This window comes from Aeromonas sp. R1-1, assembly GCF_040908495.1.
In the GTDB taxonomy this organism is placed as follows: Bacteria; Pseudomonadota; Gammaproteobacteria; order Enterobacterales; family Aeromonadaceae; genus Aeromonas; species Aeromonas veronii.
In genome coordinates, this window is the sequence record NZ_JBFODV010000304.1 from 17,331 (window position 1) to 36,950 (window position 19,620).

A 19,620-nucleotide genomic window follows, 5' to 3' on the forward strand; every position below is an offset into this window, starting at 1 on the left:
TTCATGCGAATTCTGATTGTTGAAGACGAAAAAATTCTGGCTGGTCAGCTGGCCGAACAGCTGCGCCTCTCCGGCTTTGTCACCGACCTCTGCCACGACGGCAACGAGGCCGGTTTCCTCGGTGAGACCGAACCCTATGACGCCATCATTCTCGACCTCGGCCTGCCTGGGCGCGATGGCCTGAGCGTGTTGAAGGAGTGGCGCAGCAAGGGAATCGATACCCCGGTGCTGGTACTGACCGCCCGTGGCCAACTGCACGAGAAGATCGAGGGGCTCAATGCCGGTGCCGATGACTACCTCACCAAGCCGTTCCAAGTGGCCGAGCTGGTGGCGCGGGTGCATGCGCTGGTGCGCCGGGCGGCAGGCAACGCCAGCTCCATTCTGGAGATTGGCGGGGTGCGGCTCGACATGGCGGCGTCGCAGGTGTGGTACGAAGGGACTCCCATCAAACTGACCGCCCACGAGTTCCGGGTGCTGGGTTACCTGATGCAGCACAGGGGCAAGGTGGTGTCGCGTAGCGAGCTGATCGACCACATCTACGCTCAGGATTTTGACCGCGACTCCAATACCGTGGAGGTGTTCATCGGCCGGATCCGCAAGAAAACCAACCCCGATCTGATTGAGACAGTGCGCGGCCTCGGGTACCGGATCAACGAATGAGGCTGGTCAGAACTCTGCGGGGGCGACTGGTCGCCATCGCGCTGGTCTGGTGCGGGCTGTTTCTGTTCGCCACCGGTTTCAGTCTGCAGACCATGATGCGCAACTACTGGCAGGAGGCGGAGGCCGATGGCCTGCGCCTGCAGCTCTATGATCTGCTCTCCCGGCTGGAAGTGGCCAAAACTGGCCTGCCGGTGGTCACCGGCTCCCTCTCCGATCCCCGCTTCAATCAACCCTACTCCGGCTACTACTGGCAGCTGGAGCTGGGGCGCGATGTGGTGGGGCGCTCCCGTTCCCTGTGGGATACCAACCTGAAGAGCGACGGCCTCAAGTCGGCGTTTGGCGATCCCGACCTCTTCGTCGGCAAGGGGCCCAACAAGGAGCCGCTGCTGATCATGACCCGCACCGTGCTGCTGCCCGGTTCGGATCGGGTGTTCACTCTGGTGATGGCCAAGGACAGTAGCGCCCTGACCCAGACCCTCAACAAGACCCGCATCAGCCTGTTCCTCGGTCTTGGCTTTGCCGCCGCCGGTCTGGTGCTCGGCTTCATGTTCCAGATCGTCTACGGCTTGCGGCCGCTGCACCTGCTGCGCCGCGAACTGGGGCGGGTTCACGAGGGTCATCAGGAGGGATTCCGGCTGCGCTATCCGCTGGAGATCCAGCCGCTGGTTGAGGATATCAACCGGCTGCTGCACCACTACGGCGAACTGTTGCAGCGGGCCCGTTCTCACACTGGCAATCTGGCTCACGCCCTCAAGACGCCGCTCAGCATCATGCGCAATCAGGTGGCTCAATTGCCGCCGGAGGATCAGGCCGCCATCGGCGAGCAGCTCGACCAAATCCAGCGCCATATCGACTATCACCTCGGCAAGGCGCGGGTGACCGGCGCCGCCAAGATCCTCGGGGTCTCGACCCCGGTGCGGGCGCGAGTGGAGTATATCTGCCGCGCCTTCTCCCGCCTCTATCCGGGCAAGACAGTGGATCTGCAAGTGCCCGCCAATCTGGCGGTCGGGGTGGAGGAGCAGGATTTCGATGAGATGGTAGGCAACCTGCTGGAGAACGCCTTCAAGTGGTCTGCCAGCGAGCTGCGTATCTCCAGCGCCGAGCTGGGGGGCTGGATCACCTTGCGTATCGAGGATGACGGCCCCGGCATGAGCGAGGATCAGATCGCCAAGGCGGTGCTGCGCGGGGTGCGGCTCGACGAGAAGGTACCAGGCTCGGGCCTGGGTCTCAACATCGTCTCCGATCTGGCGGAAGCCTATCGGGGCAGTTTCATCATGGGCCGCGCCGAACTGGGCGGTCTGGCCGCCTCCCTCTCGTTGCCCAAGGTGGCAAGAGTCGAGAGCTAGGCATAACATATGGCATTTGTTTTAGCCTGAGGAAGAGAACCATGACCGACGATCCGTGGGCACTGTGTCACCTTGACGATTCGTTTGATGCCTCTGTGCTGGGGGTCAAGGGCGCTCAGATCCAGTGGTTTGAAGACAGGGATGGCCTGATCGCGTTCCTTCTGGAAGATTTTGTCGACCTGCTGGCCGATGTGGGCGAGCTGGACGAGGAGCAGACCGAGCAGGCGCGCGAGCGCTTCACCCTGCTGGTGGAGCAAAGCTTCGACGATCGCACCCTGATGGATGCCATCAACGATCTCGCCTCCGGCCTGCGTCGCATCGCCTGGTTGGGGCCGCTCTCGGAGCTGGCCGAGATCAGCGACGAGTTTGCCTCCGGCCTGCGCCGCTATTTCTGGAGCCAGTACGACGGGGACGAAGATGACCCGGACGCCTGGGTGCCGGAAGAGCTGTGGCCGCAACTGGTGGAGTGCGCGCAGGAGTATATGGAGGAAGGGGAGTTCTAAACCCGTCCCGACCATGCCTGAGCTTTGGCAGACAGATAAAGAAACGGCGCCTTGATGGCGCCGTTTTTATTGGGTGGCAATCGCCTTAGCCGTTGGCCGGTACCGCGTGGGCGGTGTTGGCCAGCACCGGGCCAGTGTACTTCTCGATCTGCAGCTGAGCCATGTGGCCGCAGTTGCCCTGCGCCAAGCTGGACGAGCCCTCATCGAAGGTGAGGCAGTTGACGTTGCCGTTCTTGCAGATGCTACCCGCTTCGCCCGGCTTGGCCGGGTCGTACCAGGCCCCTTCGCAGATCCGCACCACCCCTTGGCGCACATCCTCGGAGAGCAGGGCGCCCACCAGGATCTGGCCGCGCTCGTTGAAGGCACGCACCAGATCCCCCTGTGCGATACCACGAGCCTTGGCATCCAGCGGATGGATCATGATCGCCTCGCGGTCGGCGATGGCGAACTTGTCCCGCAGCGGAGTGTTGTCGAGCTGGGAGTGCAGCCGCTGGGTCGGGTGGGAGGTGTTGAGCGACAGCGGATAGCGCGCCGCCACCTCGCTCTTCACCCACTCCTTGGGCTCATACCACTTGGGATGGCCGGCACAGTCGGCATAACCCATCTCGGCTACCGTGTTGGAGAAGATCTCGATCTTGCCGGACGGGGTACCGAGCGGGTTGAGCAGCGGATTCTCGCGAAAATCGGCGTGACGGATCCACTGGCGGTTGGCCTCGGGGATCGGGAAGCGGATGTAGTTGTTGGACTCCCAGAACATGTTGAACGGCGGCAGCGCTACCCGGGCGCCGCGGGCCTGCGCCGCCATGCCGTCGTACATCTGCTTGAGCCACAGCATCTCGTCCTTCCCTTCTGTGTACTGCTCCTGCACACCCAGTTTGGCGGCGATGGCGCTGAAGATGTCGAAGTCGTTGCGGGCTTCAAACTGGGGCGGTACGCACTGGTGCATCGGGAACACATAGCGCTGGGAGTAGTCGCCGCCCATCTCCAGATCGTTGCGCTCGTAGCTGGTGGTGACCGGCAGCACGATATCGGCGTGCTTGGCGGTAGCGGTCCAGTAAGGCTCGTGAACGATCACGGTCTGCGGCTTGCGCCACGCTTGCAGCAGGTTGTTGGTGTCCTGATGGTGGTGGAAGGGGTTGCCGCCCGCCACGTAGACCAGCTTGATGTCCGGATAGGTCACCTTGCGGCCGTTGAAGTCGATGGTCTTGCCCGGGTTGGCGAGACAGTCGGCGATGCGCGCCACCGGGATCGGTGCCGGGCTGTTCTTCGGTGCGTTGCCGGCGGAGATGCCCGCCAGAATGCCGCCCTTGGCGGTGGGGCTGCCACCGGAGGAGTAGTGGTAGCTGAAGCCGTAGCCGCCGCCCGGCAGGCCGATCTGGCCCAGCATGGAGGCCAGAGTGACCAGCATCCAGTTCGGCTGTTCACCGTGCTGCTGACGCTGCATGCCCCAACCGGCCATGATCATGGTGCGCTTGGCGGCCATGTCGAGGGCCAGCTGGCGGATCACCTTGGCATCGACGCCGCAGACAGTGCTCGCCCACTCGGCGCTCTTCGGCTGACCATCATCCTTGCCGAGCAGATACGCGAGGAACTTGTCGAAGCCGACGGTGTAGCGATCGAGGAAGGCCTGATCGTGCTTCTTCTCGCTATAGAGGGTGTGGGCCACCCCCAGCATCATGGCCACGTCGGTGTAGGCGTTCGGAGCAATCCACTCGGCGCCGACCAGCTTGGCGGTCTCGTTGTAGACCGGATCGATGCTGATGACGCGGGTGCCCTTCTCTTTCAGCGCCTTGAAGCCAGCCTGACCTTCGTGATCCGGCATGTTCCAGCTGTTCTTCAGGGTGACCTGAGCATTGACCCCCCACAACACCACCAGTTCGGCGTTCTCCACCACGTTGGGCCAGGCGGTCTGCTGTTCGTACACCTCGATGGAGCCCATCACGTGGGACATGATCACCTGGGCGGCACCGGTGGAGTAGTCACCGGCATAACCGGTGAAGCCGCCGGAGAGGTTCATCAGGCGGTGCAGCAGGGTGCGGCTGTTGTGGAACATGCCGACGCTTTTCCAGCCATAGGAACCGGCGTGGATCGCTTGCGGGCCGAAGTCAGACTGGACGCGCTGGATCTCGCCGGCCACCAGTTCGATCGCCTTGTCCCAGCTCACTCGCACCCACTCGTCGGCACCGCGCAGCTCGGGTTTGGCGCCCGGGCCATGCTCCAGCCAGCTTTTGCGCACCATGGGGTATTTGATGCGGTTTTTGGCGTGCACCTGGAACGGCGCCATGTCGATGAGATCGTTTGGCGCCGGATCATCGGCCACCGGCTGGACGCGCACCATGCGCCCATCTTCGACGATCGCCTCGAAAGCACCCCAGTGGGCGCCGGTCAGAATGCCCTTCTGGGCGGGCACCAGAGTCGGGAACTGATTCAATGCGGTGCTGATGGCTTGCGCCAGCGCACTCTTGGGAAAAATGCCGCCGAGCAGGGGCAGGGCTGCGCAGGCGCCGAGCCCCTTGAGCAGGTTGCGGCGGGACAGATTGGTCTTCTTGTCATTGAAAAAAGTCATAACGGTTTTCCTCTGTGCCAGCCTTAGTGGGCCGCGCTCATGTCACTGGCGTGTTTCTGGACATACTGGGTCAACATGCGAGCCTGTTCCGGGGTCAGGGAGGTACGAGACTCCATCCCCTTGATGACGCCGATCCACTGGTTGGCATTGAAGTGATCCAGCGCGGTGAGGCCGTGGCAGCCGGTACAGTTGTTGGACATCAGGGTGGAGGCGTATTGCCACAGCTTGCCCTGATCGCCGATGAGCTGGCTCTGGTCGACCCAGGCGGTCAGCTTGACCTGATGCCAGGTGAGGTTGGTGGCGCTGTCGGTTTCGCTCTGGCCGGTGACCAGCGCTTTCTTGGCGGCATCGCCGACCAGTACGCTGAGGATCCGTTTGCCCGGTGCGGCGTAGAACACTTCGCTCACACCATCCTGTTGCCAGCCTTCGATCTGCACCTTGGCGCGGCCGTTTTCGTTGGCCAGCACTTCCACCTTGGTGGAGGGCATCAGGGTGCCTTCGTCGGTCTTGGCTGCGGCATCGAGGAACAGCGGGGTGGTAGCGATGGCGTAACGGGTGGTGATGTTGGCCGGGGTCTGGGCCGCAGCCTGCGCCAGCTCACTGGCACCGGCGGCAGCCAGGCCGCTCATGTCTGGCATGATGTGGGCGACACCGCGGTGGCAGTCGATACAGGTCTGGCCCTCCTTGATGGCGACCGGGTGCTCGGCACGGGCATTGGGGCGCTGGGCCAGAATATCCATCGCCTCGTAGCTGTGGCAGCTGCGGCAGGTGGCGGAGTCGTTGGCTTTCAACTCGTCCCAGACGGACTGGGCCATCCGCAGCTTGTGGGCTTCATACTTTTCCGGGGTATCCAGGGTGCCGATCGCCTCGTGATAGATATCCTTCACGGCGCGGATCTTGGTCCACAGGTAGGAGGTGGGATCGCCCGGGATGTGGCAGTCGGCGCACTCGGCGCGGATCCCCTTGGTGTTCTGGAAGTGGACACTGCCCTGATACTCGGCGAGCGGAGTCTGCATGGAGTGGCAGGAGACGCAGAATTCGGTGGAGCTGGTCTTGTGCAGCACGGTCACGGTGACACCCAGTGCCGCGACACCCAGCAGGGCCCCGAGCAGCAGGAGCCAGAACCAGGTTTTTCTTATCAGTTTTCCAATCATGGCGGCGTTTTCCTACGGTCAATAATTACCTACATAGTACTAGTCCAATAGTAGTAGTAATGACAGGGATAAGGCGTTGACCTCCATCATGGTTTATATTTTTGATTGTTGTCACATTTTGTCTTTTGTTTTGTTATTGATTTAATTATCGAATTAAATTCAGTTGTTTTCTGTTTTATCTATTTGTGCACTTTCCGCGACAGCTGTTAGCCCCCTCGCAAAACCCCACAAGATTCGCTGATATAGTGAGCAGTGAGCCTCAACGGAGTGTCGCTGATGAGCCCTTTCTCACTGCTGTGTGTCGCCGCCAACGTGCAACTGCTGGCCGAATTCGAACAGGAGTTGGCTCCGCTGCTCGGCCATTTCGCGCTGGTGGTGGTGGTCGGTCAGGGGTCGGCGGAGCTGGCCTTGGACGAGCTGGATCGCAAGGGGCAGCCACCCGCCGTGGTGGTGTGTGACAGCGAGCTGGGGGATGGGCGAGGGGCCGATTTTCTAATCCGCCTCGGCAGCCGTCACGAGGCGTGCCGCAAGATCCTGCTGGGCAGCCAGCCGGAGATGAAATCGATCATCGAGGCGGTGAACCTAGGTCGTCTCGACTACTACCTGCAACGCCCTTGGCGCGATGGCAGCCTGCGCCGGGCGGTGATCGAGCAGGCGAGCCACTTTGTATTGCAGCGTCCCGAGGCGGACCTGCTGAGCTATGCCGCCGTGCTCGACAACCAGAAGCTGCTGCGAGCCCACGTCGATCGCCAGTTGGCTGCCTATCGGCAGGGCTTTATGGATTACACCCACTGCAGCGATGAAGAGCTGTCGCGGGTGGTGATCGACGGCCTCTATCAGTTTTTCGAGGGTAATGACGAGGAGCGGGTCTGCCGCCACTACAGCCCGGGCCATGTGCTGACCCGCGAGGGGGAGCCCAACAGCTTCCTCTGGTTTATCGCCAAGGGGGAGGTGGTGCTGCGCAAGCGGGACGAGCAGGGGATCGATCAGGAGGTGGTGCACTACCGTACCGGCTCGCTGGTGGGGGGCATGTCCTTCGTGACCGGCGAACCCGCCTTCACCACCGGCGTGACTCTGACCGGTGCCGAGGTTATCAAGCTCGACAAGCTGCAATTCTCCCGGGTGATGCAGGCGCGCAGCGAACTGCTCCCCTCCTTTACCAACCTGCTGCTGCGTCACTTCAACCGTCGCCTGCAAAACAGCATCCGTACCGAGATGCGGCTGCAACAGACCCTCAACTCCCTTGATGCCGCTCACGCCCAGCTGGTGGAGAGCGAAAAGATGGCGATGCTGGGTCAGCTGGTGGCAGGTGTCGCCCACGAGCTGAACAACCCGGTGGCGGCCATTATCCGCGGTAGCGAGACCCTGCGGGCCGCCATCCCCGATCTGGTCAATCTCGAACTACCTGCCCCCATCAAGGGTCTGGGCAACCAGACCCTCTGTCAGGCGCTCTCCTCCCAGCCGGTCTCGACCAGCGAGATCCGTGACAAGACCCGGCTGGCGGAGGGGCGCTTTGGCGATCGTCAGCAGGCACGGCTGGCGGTGCAGATGAATCTGGATGACGAGCTGAACTGGCAGCGCTGGTTTGCCAGCCGCACTGCCGACGAGCGGGAGGCGCTGCTTTCCCGGCTGGAGCTGTTCCAGCAGACCGGCAGCTTCCTGCGCAATATCGAAGTGTGTGCCCGTCGCATCGGCGATCTGGTCAAGAGCCTCAAGCAGTATGCCCGGCAGGATCGGGCCGAGCCCTCGCTGGTAGACCTGCACGAGGGGCTGGAAGATACCTTGATGATTTTCGAAAACCGCCTCAAGCATCATGAGCTCTGCAAGGAGTACCAGCCGTTGCCGCTGGTGCGCTGTCACCCCATCGCCCTGCAACAGGTGTGGACCAACCTGATCGCCAACAGTCTGGATGCCATGAGCGGCTCGGGGCGACTCACCATCCGCACCGGGCTGCTGGATCCCGAGTGGGTCATGGTGGAGATCGAGGATAGCGGTTGCGGCATCGAGCCCGAGCTGTGGCAGCGGATCTTCGATCTCAACTTCACCACCAAGCGGGAGGGCCATTTCGGCCTCGGTATCGGTCTGAGCGTCTCGCTGCAGATAGTTCAGCAGCACCACGGCCGGATTGAGGTGGACTCGGCGCCGGGCCGCTACACCCGGATGCGGGTCTGTCTGCCGCTGGATGGCATGGGGCAGGCCGGTTACGGGGGCGAACCTCATCACAACAAGGAGCATGCGGCCTGAGCGGTGGCCAGCATCAATCGCGCGGCGTGCCAAACCATGTCGCCAAGGAGGAGCAATGAACAAACACTATCTGATCCTGTGTGTGGACGATGAGCGGGAGGTGCTGGATGCGGTGATCCATGATCTCGCCCCGTTCCGTTCCCACTTCGAGCTGGAGGCGGCTGAGAGCGTCGATGAGGCGCGTGCGGTGGTGGAGGAGTGGGAGCGCGACGGCAACAAGCTGGCGCTGATCCTCTGTGACCACATCATGCCGGGAACCCTGGGGGTCGATTTTCTGGTAGAGCTGAACCGGCGAGCCTCCACCCGTGCCAGCCGCAAATTGCTGCTGACCGGACAAGCCGGGCTGGAGGCCACCGTCGAAGCGGTCAATCGCGGTGGGTTGCACTACTACCTCGCCAAGCCGTGGAAGCTGGAGACCCTGCAAGAGGCGGTGCGCGAACAGCTGACCGACTACCTGCTGGCGGAAGATGGCGAAAATGCCTTCCACTATGCGCCGCTGCTCAATCAGGCGCGGCTGTTTGCCGCCATCCACGATCACCCGTTCGACGAGTAGGGGCAGTTGGGCTTTCGCGGTGGCAGTTGTATACTGTCTGCATATACAGTATTGCAGGTAGCCACCGATGCGACTCTTTATCGCCGAGAAGCCCACGCTGGGCCGCGCCATTGCCGATGCCCTGCCCAAGCCCCACAAGAAGGGCGACGGTTTTATCGAAACAGCCCAAGGGGATGTGGTCACCTGGTGTATCGGCCATCTGCTGGAGCAGGCCGAGCCCGATGCCTATGACGCCGCCTTCAAGCAGTGGCGGATGGAGCATCTCCCCATCATCCCCGCCCAGTGGCAGCTGGTGGCCAAACCCAAGACCAAAACCCAGCTCACCGTCATAAAACGGCTGATCAAGCAGGCGGACTGCGTGGTCAACGCCGGTGACCCGGACCGGGAAGGGCAGTTGCTGGTGGACGAGGTGATCGACTTTCTCGGCTACCCGAAAACCAAGCCGGTGCAGCGCTGCCTCATCAGCGATCTCAACCCGCCTGCGGTGCGCCGTGCCCTCGAGAAGCTGCGGGACAACAAGGAGTTCGTGCCGCTGGCGGTCTCGGCGCTGGCCCGCAGTCGGGCCGACTGGCTCTACGGCATCAACATGACCCGCGCCTATACCTTGCTCGGGCGCAAGGCAGGTTGCAGCGAGCTGCTCTCGGTCGGTCGGGTGCAGACCCCGCTGCTGGGGCTGGTGGTGCGGCGGGATCTCGAGATCGAGGCCTTCGTCCCCAAACCCTTCTACGAGGTGCTGGCCCATCTTCTGACCGATAGTAACGAGCGCTTCACCGCCAAGTGGCTGCCATCGGAAGCCTGCCTGCCGTGGCAGGATGAGGAGGGGCGGGTGCTCAATCGGGCGCTGGCCGACAAGGTGGTGAGCAGGATCAACGGCCAACCCGCACAGGTTGAATCGGTGGAGGAGCAGGCCCGCAAGCAGGCGGCGCCGCTGCCCTACAACCTCTCCAGCCTGCAGATCGATGCCGCCAAGCGCTTCGGCATGGATGCCAAGCGAGTGCTCGACATCTGCCAGAGCCTCTACGAGCGCCACAAGCTCATCACCTATCCGCGCTCCGATAGCCGCTATCTGCCGACCGACCACTTCAAGCGGTCCGAGCAGGTGCGCGGTGCCATCGCCGCTACAGCGCCTGCACTGGCCAAGGCGGTGAGCGAGGCTGATGGCAAGATCCGCAGCAAGGCGTGGAACGACAGCAAGGTGGATGCCCACCACGCCATCATCCCCACCGAGAAGCAGGGCAACCCCGCCACGCTGGGGGCCGACGAGGCGAAGCTCTATGGCCTGATTGCCCGCCAGTATCTGCTGCAGTTCTATCCCCCGTTCGAATACAACGACAGCAAGGTGCTGCTGCGCATCGCCGGTGGCCTGTTTCAGGCCAAGGCGCGGCGCATTCTCAAGGCGGGCTGGAAGGCGCTGCTCGGGGTGGAGGAGGATGACGACGAAGAGAAGGCGGGCACGCTGCCTGCCCTGAAAGAGGGAGAGCAACTGCTGTGCGAGCGGGGCGAACTGCAGGAGAAGATGACCCAGCCGCCCAAGTCGTTCACCGATGCCACCCTGCTGGCGGCTATGACCGGCATCGCTCGTTATGTACAGGATCCCGAGATCCGCAAGACCCTGCGCGACACCGATGGTCTCGGCACAGAAGCGACCCGGGCGGGCATTATCGACCTGCTGTTCAAGCGCCGCTTTCTGGTGCGCCAGGGCAAGAGCATCAAGGCGACCCCGACCGGGCGGGCGCTGGTGCAGGCGTTGCCAGCCACCGCCACCACGCCGGATATGACGGCGCTATGGGAGCAGAGCCTCGCCCAGATCGCCGAGCGTCACGGCAGCTACCAGCAGTTTATGGGGCCGCTCACCGAGCAGCTCAACGGCTTGATCGAGAGGGCGCGGCAGGACTCCGGCGCCAGCTTCAGCACCCTGCCCAAGGAGGCGCCGGGTGCCGGCAAGCGGCGTTTTACCAAACGCAAGAGTCCGGCAGCCAGCACGACTGGCGGGCCCCGACCGCGCAAGACGACCAGCAAGCGCCAGACCAGGGCTGCATAACGAAAAAAGGCGCCCATCCTGGGCGCCAAAGGCATTGTTGTCAGGCTGCCTGAGTGGACAAGCTGGCACGGATCCTGTGCTGGTAGTGCAGAACCACACCGAGAAACACCAGGTCCTTGAACAGGAAGAACTCGGTGACTGGCACGCCGTCAACCATCTTCCAGACACCTGTCAGAGTCAGCAGGAAGCTCAGCGTCGCCAGGAAGGTGACGATAGCCCCCATGCTGCACCAGTAACCGATGCGAGGTTGCCACAGACCCACGACCAGCCCGATGGCGATCACTATCTCGACCACCCCGATCAGGTTCGATACGCTCTGTTCCGACAGGGGGCCATAGAGCCAGCTCATCAAGGGGTGGCTGGCTACCAGTGGTTTGATGGCGGCTGCCTCTGTCGGGGTAAACTTGAAGACGCCGATCCAGAGCAGGGTCAATACCACGCCCGCCAGGGCGACCAGAAAGCCTTTGTCATGTTGCTGCATGGGGGGCTCCTTGTTTAAGGGGTCAGAGTGACGGGCGGGAAGTCGATCTCGGTCGCTGCCAGGTGGTTGCCATAGTTGGTCAGGGTATTGACGACCACCTGGCCGAGCACCTCCAGCAGCAGCTCGTCATCTACGCCTGCGGCACGGGCGCTAGCAAGCTGCTCGTCACTGATCACTCCGCGCTGACTGACCAGCGCCGTTGCCAGTTGCAGCAGGGCGTGATCAAGGGGAGCCGAGGCCTGGCCGAGCCGGGCAGCCCGGATCTCCTGGGCCGAGAATCCGGCCTTGCCCGCCAGTAGTGTGTGGGCAGACAAACAGTATTGGCAGGCGTTGGCTTGACCTATGGCCAGTGCCAGCAACTCCCGTTGTGGGGCAGTGAGGCGCCCCTTGCCAAGCGCCTCGGCAAAGGCCAGAAAGCCATTGAGCAGGGCTGGCGAGTGGGCCAGGGTGGCGTAGAGGTTGGGCACCATGCCCAGATTGCGGCGCAGGGTGGTCAGGGTCTGGGCGGCTGCGGGTTGCGGTTGGGATACTGGTTGGATACGGCTCATGATCTTCTCCTGTGGTAGTGAAGGTACGGGAGACAGTGTGCCGTCATTCGTGATACGGTTTATCACTCATCGTCTGCAAATAAATACCATTCGTCTCAAATATGGATCCGCTCTCTGCCCTGTTGGTTCATGCCTCCCCCGAAGCCAAGATCTTCTTCGCCGGCAACCTGTGCCAGAACTCCTCCAGTGATGATTATCCGAGTGGCGGACATCTTCATCTGCTGCGCAGCGGTGCCGTCATGCTGCGTGAAGAGGGGGGAACCAGCTTGCTGCTCGAGGAGCCGACCCTGATCCTGTTCCCTCGGGGACGTCCTCACAAGCTTGAACCCAGAACGTTGGGGGGTTGCGATCTGGTATGTGCCAATGTCGCATTCGGCAAGGGGGGCGCATCGCCGTTGCAACTGGCATTACCGGGCTCGCTGGTGCTGCCGCTACGTGAGTTGCCTGTCCTGACACCGGTGCTGAGTCAGCTGTTTGACGAAGCGTTTCACCCCCGCTACGGGCAGGATCCGCTGATCTCCCGCTTGCTGGAGATACTGTTGATCCTGCTGCTGCGTCATCTGGTCGAGCAAGGGGTGTGTCAGCAGGGGATGTTGGCAGGTATTTCCGATCCCCAGTTGGCCAAGGCAATCTCGGTGATGCATCAGCGTGGGGATGAACCCTGGACGGTGGCCACGCTGGCGCGGGAGGCCGGCATGTCGCGGGCCCGCTTTGCCGCGAGGTTTCAGGAGCGGGTCGGTCAAGCGCCGCTGGGTTATCTGACCCGCTGGCGTATGGCGCGCGCCTGCCAGCAACTGCTGGCGGGGGAGCCCATGGTGCAGGTGGCGCTGGGTGCGGGATACAGCAGCAGTGTTGCCTTTGGTCGGGCATTCGAGCGGGAGCTGGGGGTGAGCCCGGGGCGCTGGCTCAAGGCGCAGCAACAAGCCGAATAAAAAAACGGGGCAGCCAGTGGCTGCCCCGTGTTCATGGCTGGTCAGCCGGTATAGACGTTCTCTTCCGGATAACGGATGCGGGTCTCGACCGGGCGGGCCAGCATAAAGGCCAGGGTCAGGGGGCCGAGACGGCCGCAGATCATCACCAGCACCAGGATCAGCTTGCCCGGCTCGCTCAGGGAGGCGGTGATGCCGGTGGAGAGGCCGACGGTGGCAAATGCCGAGATGGTCTCGAACATGATTTTGTCGAACGGCAGATCCTCGGTCACCATCAGCAGGAACATCGCCAGCATCAGCACCATGGTGCTGACGATGATGATGGCCAGCGAGCGGGTCACGATCTGGGGCGACAGGGTGCGGCCAAAAGCGGTGACATGGGGCCGTTTGGTCAGAAATGCCTTGGTCGCCAGCAGCACGACTGCGAAGGTGGTGACTTTGATACCACCACCGGTTGAGGTGGCACCGGCACCGATAAACATCAACATCATCAGGAACAGCAACGCTGCCGGGGTCATCAGCCCGATATCTATGGTATTGAAACCGGCGGTACGGGCGCTGGCAGACTGGAAGAAGGCAGCCAGCAGCTGGCCACCGATACCGGCCTTGCCGAGGGTGCCCGGGTTGTTGTGTTCCAGTAGCCAGAACATCAGGGTACCGGCCAGCAGCAGCGCCGGGGTCATCAGCAGCATCAGCTTGCTGTGCAGCTTGAGCTTGCGCCAGCGGCGGTTGCGCACCAGATCGACGATGACGGTAAAGCCGATCCCCCCCAGGATCAGCAGGCCGGCGATGGTCAGGCTGATGATGGGGTCGTCTCTATAGTCGATGAGGTTGTTGGCAAAGAGCGAAAACCCGGCGTTGTTGAAGGCCGAGACCGCGTGGAAGAAGCTGACATAGAGGCCGTGCACCCACCCCATCTCGGGCACCCAGCGGATCGCCATGATGCCGGTACCGATCAGCTGGGCGATAAAGGCGAACAGCACGATCCGTTTGACCAGCTGAATGATGTTGACCGAGCCTTCCTGTCCCAGCGCCTCCTTGGCCAGTACCTGTTGGCGCAGACCGACCCGCTTGCTGAAGATGGCGATCAGCAGCAGGGTCATGGTCATCTGGCCCAGACCACCGATCTCCATCAGCATCAGCAGGAAAATCTGCCCCTGCAGGGTGAAGGCTGTGCCGGTATCCACCACGCCAAGACCTGTCACGCTGATGGCCGAGGTGGCGGTAAACAGGGCGTTGACGAAGGTAACCTCGCCATTGTGGCTGGAGGGTTGCACCAGAAAGATGGTGCCAATCAGCAGAATGATCAGAAAGCTGCCGAGGATCAGCCGGGCTTCGCTCCAGCGAGAGTCCTGCTCCCGATGGAGGGCGAAGGCGTAGCTGCTGCGCCAGTTGATCATAGGGTTTCGAGCCAGTGGTCGATGGCGTGCTTGTTGCCCGCCAGGATCAGGATGTCGCCCAGTTGCAGCTCCATTTTGCCGGTTAGTACGTTGTGCAGCACATCACCACGCTTGATGGCGAGCAGCTGGAAATCGCTCTGTTGCAGCAGATGGAAGTCGCCCAGTTCCCGGCCGTTCTGTTGCAGGCCAATCACGAACTCGGTCAGCACCATGTCGTGACCCAGCTCCAGATAGTCGAACAGCCGGTTGTCCAGCATGCTCTGGGCGACCCGGCGGCCCATGTCCCACTCCGGGTTGATCACCTTGTCGGCGCCCACTTTCTGCAGGATCTTGGCGTGGAACTTGTCGCGCGCCTTGACCCACACCTTTTTCACGCCTGCCTCTTTCAAGACGAGGGTGGTGAGGATGCTGGTCTCCAGGTTGTCACCGATGGCAACGAAGACGATATCGAAATTGGCCAGTCCCAGCTCGGCCACGGTGGCCTCATCGGTGGCGTCGGCCACGATAACGTGATTGCAGAGGGCGGCGATTTGCCGGGTCTTGCTCTCGTCGATATCGATGGCCAGTACTTCGGCATCTTGCCGTTGCAGCTCTTCGCACAGCGCGCTGCCAAACAGGCCCAGGCCGATGACGGCAAACTGGTTGTTCATGAGTTATTCCTCAGCAGTTGAAGTCGCCTACTCTAAACCACTGCTATTCCCCCGAAAAGGGCTCGGGTTTTTCGTCATGGGGCAACTTGAGGTAGACTGCGCCCTTGCACCAAGCCGGGATAGACCGATGAAACTGAATGCCAACGCCTCCTTGTTGAAGCTCAACACCCTTGCCCTCGATGCGTATTGCCTCTGGCTGGCCGAGGTGGAGCAGGTTGCCGATCTGGCGACCCTGCGTGCCGATCCGCAGCTCAACCAGCTGCCGCGCCTCAATCTGGGCGGCGGCAGCAACATGCTCTTCACCACCGATTTTCTCGGTCTGGTGGTGCTCAACCGGCTCAAGGGGATTACCGCTGAAGATGGTGGCGATCACTGGTTGCTCCATGTGGCGGCCGGTGAAGATTGGCATCAGCTGGTGCGCCATACTTTGCAACAGGGCTGGTTCGGGCTGGAGAATCTGGCGCTCATTCCCGGCACGGTCGGTGCGGCGCCGGTGCAGAACATCGGTGCGTATGGCGTTGAGCTGGCCGACTTCTGCGCCTATGTCGAGGCGTTCAACTGGCAGAGTGGCGAGATTGAACGGATCGTGGCGGCAGAGTGCCGCTTCGGTTATCGTGACAGCATCTTCAAACACGAGTATCAGGATTCCCACCTGATCACCGCCGTCGGGTTCAAACTGCCCAAGGCGTGGCAACCGGTGCAGGGCTATGGCCCACTGGCGGCGCTCGGTGACGCGCCTTCGGCGCAGGCCATCTTCGATACCGTCTGTGCCACCCGCATGGCCAAACTGCCGGATCCTGCGGTGCTCGGCAATGCGGGCAGCTTCTTCAAGAATCCGGTGGTGCCTGCCGCGCTGGCGGAGAATCTCAAGGCGCGCTACCCGCAGATGCCCTGCTATCCGGCCGGAGAAGGGCAGGCCAAGCTGGCGGCGGGCTGGCTCATCGATCAGTGCGGTCTGAAAGGTTTCGCCATCGGTCGCGCCGCTGTTCATCAGGAGCAGGCGCTGGTGCTGGTCAATCTGGGGGGCGCCAGTGCCATGGAGCTGATCGCGCTGGCGGCCCATGTCCGCGACAGCGTGGAGCAGACGTTTGGCGTGGTGCTGGAGCATGAGGTGCGCTTTATGGGCGCGCACGGTGAAACCTGGCTCGACGAGGTGCTCTCATGACGTTGACTCCTATCAGGCAGACTCTGATCACCCTGCTTAGCGACGGCCAGTTTCACTCCGGCGAACAGCTGGGTGAGCAGCTCGGCATCAGCCGGGCGGCGGTGAGCAAACACATGGCGGCGCTCAAGGAGCTGGGGCTGGATCTCTTTAGCCTGACCGGCAAGGGCTACCGGCTGGCGGTGCCGATGGCGCTCTATGATCAGGCCACCTTGCAGGCACTGGCCCCGATGGCGCCGGTGCACTGTTTTCCGGTCATCAACTCGACCAACCAACACCTGCTGGATCGGGTCAATGAGCTGCGCTCTGGCGAGAGCTGTCTGGCCGAGTGTCAGACAGCCGGGCGCGGTCGTCGTGGTAAACCCTGGATTTCGCCGTTTGGTTGCCAGCTGATCCTCAGCATGTACTGGCGACTCGAACAAGGCATGGCGGCGGCCATGGGGCTGAGTCTGGCGGTCGGCGTTGCAGTGGTTGAAGCGCTGGAGTCCCTTGGTTATCAGGGGGTCGAGCTCAAGTGGCCGAATGACCTCTACTATCAGGGCCGCAAGCTGGCGGGCATTCTGGTAGAGATGAGTGGTAGCGCCGGGGCCAGTTGTCATCTGGTGATCGGCATCGGTCTCAATCTGGCGATGCCTGCCCGCGAAGGTGAGAAGATCGATCAGGCCTGGGCCGAGTTGCGCCACATCAATCCCGAGCTGGTCGATCGCAATCAGTTGGCGGCCCGGATGATCGTCCATCTGCAGCGGGCGCTGCACACCTTTGAGCAGCAGGGGCTGGCAAGCTTTGTCGATGAGTGGAACCGGCTCGATCACTTTGCCGGTCGCCCGGTGCGCCTGCTGATGGGGGATCAGGAGATCCGTGGCATCGCTCGCGGCATCGACGATCGCGGTGCCCTGCGGTTGGAGACGGAGGAGGGTACCAAGTTCTATCTGGGTGGCGAACTCTCCCTGCGCCGGGGTGATTGAGGGTCAGCAAGGCCGCTCATGATGCCAAACAGAAGAGGGGGCCCACGGGCCCCCTCTTCGTTATCCTGCAACCGCTGTCATCATTTGCGCAGCTTGATCTGCTCAATGGCATGCTCATGGCCCTTGGTCATGATCAGGTTGGCACGCTCACGCGTTGGCAGGATATTTTCTTGCAAATTCAGATAGTTGATATCTTGCCAGATGTTGCTGGCGATCTGGGTCGCCTCACTCTCCGCCAGCTTGGCGTAGTTATGGAAGTAGGAGTCGGGATCCGAGAAGGCGCCGCTGCGGAATTTCAGGAAGCGTTCGATATACCAGGTGCGCAGCAGTTCGGCATCGGCATCCACATAGATGGAGAAGTCGACGAAGTCCGACACGAAGACCCGATGGGGCTCCTGAGGGTAGTCCATGCCGCTTTGCAGCACATTGAGCCCTTCCAGGATCAGAATGTCCGGCTGCTCCACCACCTTCTTCTCATCGGGAATGATGTCGTAGATAAGGTGGGAGTAAACCGGCGCTTCGACCTTCTCGTGACCAGCGCGGATATTGGCGACAAACTCCACCAGATGGCGGATGTCGTAGGACTCAGGGAACCCCTTGCGGCGCATCAGGCCGCGCTCTTCCAGTACCTTGTTGGGATAGAGGAAGCCGTCGGTGGTGACCAGCTCCACCCGCGGATGTTCCGGCCAGCGCTCCAGCAGGGCCTGCAGAATACGGGCCGTGGTGCTTTTGCCCCCCGCCACGCTGCCGGCGATGCTGATGATATAGGTACCCTTGCCGCGTGACTGGCCGAGGAACTGCTCCAGCACCCGGCTACGGCGCTGCTTGGCTTTGACATAGAGATTGAGCAGGCGGGAGAGAGGCAGATAGATCTCTTCCACTTCCCGCAATGACACCTTCTCGTTGATCCCGCGCAGGGTCTGCAGATCGTGTTCGGTCAGGGTCAGGGGGACCGAATCGCGCAATAACGCCCATTGTTCGCGGGTGAATTGCAGATAGGGGTTATGCTCTGTCGTCATGGTGTCATCACTGTTTCTTGGGCACGGCGACCATACACCAAGGGTGGGGGAGCGACAAGGGACGCAGCAGGATTGGCTTGTTTGCCCCCGCTTTTTTGCAAACTTCCCAGCAATAAAGCATATTTTGCCGGGTTCAATGGTTGCATCCCCCAAAACCTTACAATAAAATGCGCGACGCTTGACTGTCTGTCGTCTATTTGCCGTGCAAAAGCGATAAACACAACGGGTGCAAGCAGAATTACCGTTGTGACAATCTGGCGTCTGGAGGGGTTCCCGAGCGGCCAAAGGGATCAGACTGTAAATCTGACGGCTCTGCCTTCGAAGGTTCGAATCCTTCTCCCTCCACCATATTTCTCTGCGGTTTGAGTTCTTTGGGTTAGAGAAATGCGGGCATCGTATAATGGCTATTACCTCAGCCTTCCAAGCTGATGATGCGGGTTCGATTCCCGCTGCCCGCTCCAAGATGCTGATATGGCTCAGGCGTTAGCAGAGCCGCACCCTAGGGTGAGTTCGGCAAGCGAACCAGCCATCAGTACCTCTCTCTTTCCCACCAGATTCAAATCCATCATATAAACTGTTCTGTGGTTAGCTTGCCACCGCGTACTCAGCGTTAGTTTAGAGGGACGATCATGTCTAAAGAAAAATTTGAGCGTAATAAACCGCACGTTAACGTGGGTACCATCGGCCACGTTGACCACGGTAAAACCACCCTGACTGCAGCTATCACCAACGTGCTGGCCAAGCACTTCGGTGGTAAAGCTTTCGCCTTCGACCAGATCGACAAGGCACCGGAAGAGCGTGAGCGTGGTATCACCATCAACACCTCCCACGTAGAATACGACACCGCTACCCGTCACTACGCCCACGTAGATTGCCCGGGTCACGCCGACTACGTTAAAAATATGATCACCGGTGCTGCCCAGATGGACGGCGCGATCCTGGTAGTAGCAGCGACTGACGGCCCGATGCCGCAGACTCGTGAGCACATCCTGCTGGGTCGTCAGGTTGGTATCCCGTACATGATCGTGTTCATGAACAAGTGTGACATGGTTGATGACGAAGAGCTGCTGGAACTGGTTGAGATGGAAGTTCGTGAACTGCTGACCGAGTACGACTTCCCGGGTGATGACCTGCCGGTAGTTCGTGGTTCCGCGCTGAAAGCGCTGGAAGGCGACGCTCAGTGGGAAGAGAAGATCATCGAGCTGGCTGGCCACCTGGATACCTATATCCCGGAGCCGGAGCGCGCGATTGACCAGCCGTTCCTGATGCCGATCGAAGACGTATTCTCTATCGCTGGCCGTGGTACTGTAGTTACCGGTCGTGTAGAGCGCGGTATCGTTAAAGTAGGTGAGACCGTAGAAATCGTTGGTATCAAAGATACCGTTTCTACCACCTGTAC

The 19,620-nt window shown here is 61.5% G+C and carries 17 protein-coding genes and 2 tRNA genes; 12 read left to right on the forward strand and 7 right to left on the reverse strand.

Going from position 1 to position 19,620, the window contains the following annotated elements:
• The first annotated feature begins 3 nt into the window (after positions 1 to 3).
• Genes AB5Y92_RS21280 through AB5Y92_RS21290 form a run of 3 tightly spaced genes read left to right on the forward strand, consistent with a single transcriptional unit; the run spans position 4 to position 2,509 of the window.
• The gene (locus AB5Y92_RS21280; protein ID WP_005339826.1) at positions 4 to 660 is read left to right on the forward strand and encodes a response regulator transcription factor; all 657 of its coding nucleotides are present in this window, start codon (positions 4 to 6) and stop codon (positions 658 to 660) included.
• Positions 657 to 2,006, forward strand: a complete 1,350-nt coding sequence (locus AB5Y92_RS21285; RefSeq protein ID WP_005339828.1) for a sensor histidine kinase — start codon at positions 657 to 659, stop codon at positions 2,004 to 2,006. The genes AB5Y92_RS21280 and AB5Y92_RS21285 overlap by 4 nt, the downstream gene beginning before the upstream one ends.
• Before the next feature lie 41 nt (positions 2,007 to 2,047).
• Positions 2,048 to 2,509: a hypothetical protein gene (locus AB5Y92_RS21290; RefSeq protein WP_005339830.1), complete on the forward strand. Its 462-nt coding sequence runs from the start codon at positions 2,048 to 2,050 to the stop codon at positions 2,507 to 2,509.
• Positions 2,510 to 2,594: 85 nt separating this feature from the next.
• On the opposite strand, the gene torA is transcribed toward AB5Y92_RS21290, so the two are convergent.
• Positions 2,595 to 5,075 (reverse strand): trimethylamine-N-oxide reductase TorA, encoded by a 2,481-nt coding sequence (gene torA, locus AB5Y92_RS21295; protein ID WP_368227699.1) that lies wholly within the window; start codon positions 5,073 to 5,075, stop codon positions 2,595 to 2,597.
• A 23-nt stretch (positions 5,076 to 5,098) separates the two neighbouring features.
• On the reverse strand, positions 5,099 to 6,229 hold the full coding sequence (locus AB5Y92_RS21300) for a NapC/NirT family cytochrome c (protein WP_216952236.1): 1,131 nt from the start codon (positions 6,227 to 6,229) through the stop codon (positions 5,099 to 5,101).
• Between the two features lie 276 nt (positions 6,230 to 6,505).
• Here AB5Y92_RS21300 and AB5Y92_RS21305 point away from each other — a divergent pair, with 276 nt between their 5' ends.
• The 3 genes from AB5Y92_RS21305 to AB5Y92_RS21315 all read left to right on the forward strand — a co-directional run bounded on the left by AB5Y92_RS21305 (position 6,506) and on the right by AB5Y92_RS21315 (position 11,067).
• Positions 6,506 to 8,473: an ATP-binding protein gene (locus tag AB5Y92_RS21305; protein WP_368227702.1), complete on the forward strand. Its 1,968-nt coding sequence runs from the start codon at positions 6,506 to 6,508 to the stop codon at positions 8,471 to 8,473.
• A 55-nt stretch (positions 8,474 to 8,528) separates the two neighbouring features.
• Entirely contained in the window at positions 8,529 to 9,026 is a 498-nt protein-coding gene (locus tag AB5Y92_RS21310) for a response regulator (RefSeq protein WP_005341867.1), read from the forward strand.
• 67 nt (positions 9,027 to 9,093) lie between these two features.
• Complete coding sequence (locus AB5Y92_RS21315; protein WP_216952234.1) at positions 9,094 to 11,067, forward strand: DNA topoisomerase III; 1,974 nt, start codon at positions 9,094 to 9,096, stop codon at positions 11,065 to 11,067.
• Positions 11,068 to 11,107: 40 nt separating this feature from the next.
• Here AB5Y92_RS21315 and AB5Y92_RS21320 read toward each other — a convergent pair whose 3' ends face one another.
• Both AB5Y92_RS21320 and AB5Y92_RS21325 read right to left on the reverse strand, forming a co-directional pair.
• Positions 11,108 to 11,548, reverse strand: a complete 441-nt coding sequence (locus tag AB5Y92_RS21320; RefSeq protein WP_005357613.1) for a DUF417 family protein — start codon at positions 11,546 to 11,548, stop codon at positions 11,108 to 11,110.
• Positions 11,549 to 11,562: 14 nt separating this feature from the next.
• A complete protein-coding gene (locus AB5Y92_RS21325; RefSeq protein ID WP_064338932.1) occupies positions 11,563 to 12,096 on the reverse strand; it encodes a carboxymuconolactone decarboxylase family protein in 534 nt (177 codons plus the stop codon).
• Positions 12,097 to 12,197: 101 nt separating this feature from the next.
• Here AB5Y92_RS21325 and AB5Y92_RS21330 point away from each other — a divergent pair, with 101 nt between their 5' ends.
• The gene (locus AB5Y92_RS21330) at positions 12,198 to 13,028 is read left to right on the forward strand and encodes a cupin domain-containing protein (protein ID WP_368227707.1); all 831 of its coding nucleotides are present in this window, start codon (positions 12,198 to 12,200) and stop codon (positions 13,026 to 13,028) included.
• A gap of 41 nt (positions 13,029 to 13,069) precedes the next feature.
• Here AB5Y92_RS21330 and AB5Y92_RS21335 read toward each other — a convergent pair whose 3' ends face one another.
• A complete protein-coding gene (locus AB5Y92_RS21335; RefSeq protein ID WP_005341850.1) occupies positions 13,070 to 14,425 on the reverse strand; it encodes a TrkH family potassium uptake protein in 1,356 nt (451 codons plus the stop codon).
• A complete protein-coding gene (locus tag AB5Y92_RS21340; protein WP_005339863.1) occupies positions 14,422 to 15,075 on the reverse strand; it encodes a TrkA family potassium uptake protein in 654 nt (217 codons plus the stop codon). Before AB5Y92_RS21340 ends, AB5Y92_RS21335 begins: the two co-directional genes overlap by 4 nt.
• A 127-nt stretch (positions 15,076 to 15,202) precedes the next feature.
• Here AB5Y92_RS21340 and murB point away from each other — a divergent pair, with 127 nt between their 5' ends.
• Together murB and birA are read left to right on the forward strand one after the other, a co-directional pair.
• Positions 15,203 to 16,240 (forward strand): UDP-N-acetylmuramate dehydrogenase, encoded by a 1,038-nt coding sequence (murB, locus tag AB5Y92_RS21345; RefSeq protein ID WP_368227710.1) that lies wholly within the window; start codon positions 15,203 to 15,205, stop codon positions 16,238 to 16,240.
• Positions 16,237 to 17,202: a bifunctional biotin--[acetyl-CoA-carboxylase] ligase/biotin operon repressor BirA gene (birA, locus tag AB5Y92_RS21350; protein ID WP_302246754.1), complete on the forward strand. Its 966-nt coding sequence runs from the start codon at positions 16,237 to 16,239 to the stop codon at positions 17,200 to 17,202. Before murB ends, birA begins: the two co-directional genes overlap by 4 nt.
• 80 nt (positions 17,203 to 17,282) lie before the next feature.
• Here birA and coaA read toward each other — a convergent pair whose 3' ends face one another.
• Entirely contained in the window at positions 17,283 to 18,221 is a 939-nt protein-coding gene (coaA, locus tag AB5Y92_RS21355; RefSeq protein ID WP_005339877.1) for a type I pantothenate kinase, read from the reverse strand.
• A gap of 263 nt (positions 18,222 to 18,484) precedes the next feature.
• Between coaA and AB5Y92_RS21360 the strand changes: the two genes are divergently transcribed.
• From AB5Y92_RS21360 to AB5Y92_RS21370, 3 genes are all read left to right on the forward strand, one after another.
• Positions 18,485 to 18,569: transfer RNA gene (locus tag AB5Y92_RS21360), tRNA-Tyr, on the forward strand.
• 38 nt (positions 18,570 to 18,607) lie between these two features.
• Positions 18,608 to 18,682: transfer RNA gene (locus AB5Y92_RS21365), tRNA-Gly, on the forward strand.
• A 168-nt stretch (positions 18,683 to 18,850) separates the two neighbouring features.
• The coding region (locus AB5Y92_RS21370) for an elongation factor Tu (RefSeq protein WP_368227713.1) at positions 18,851 to 19,620 on the forward strand (770 nt) is incomplete at its 3' end.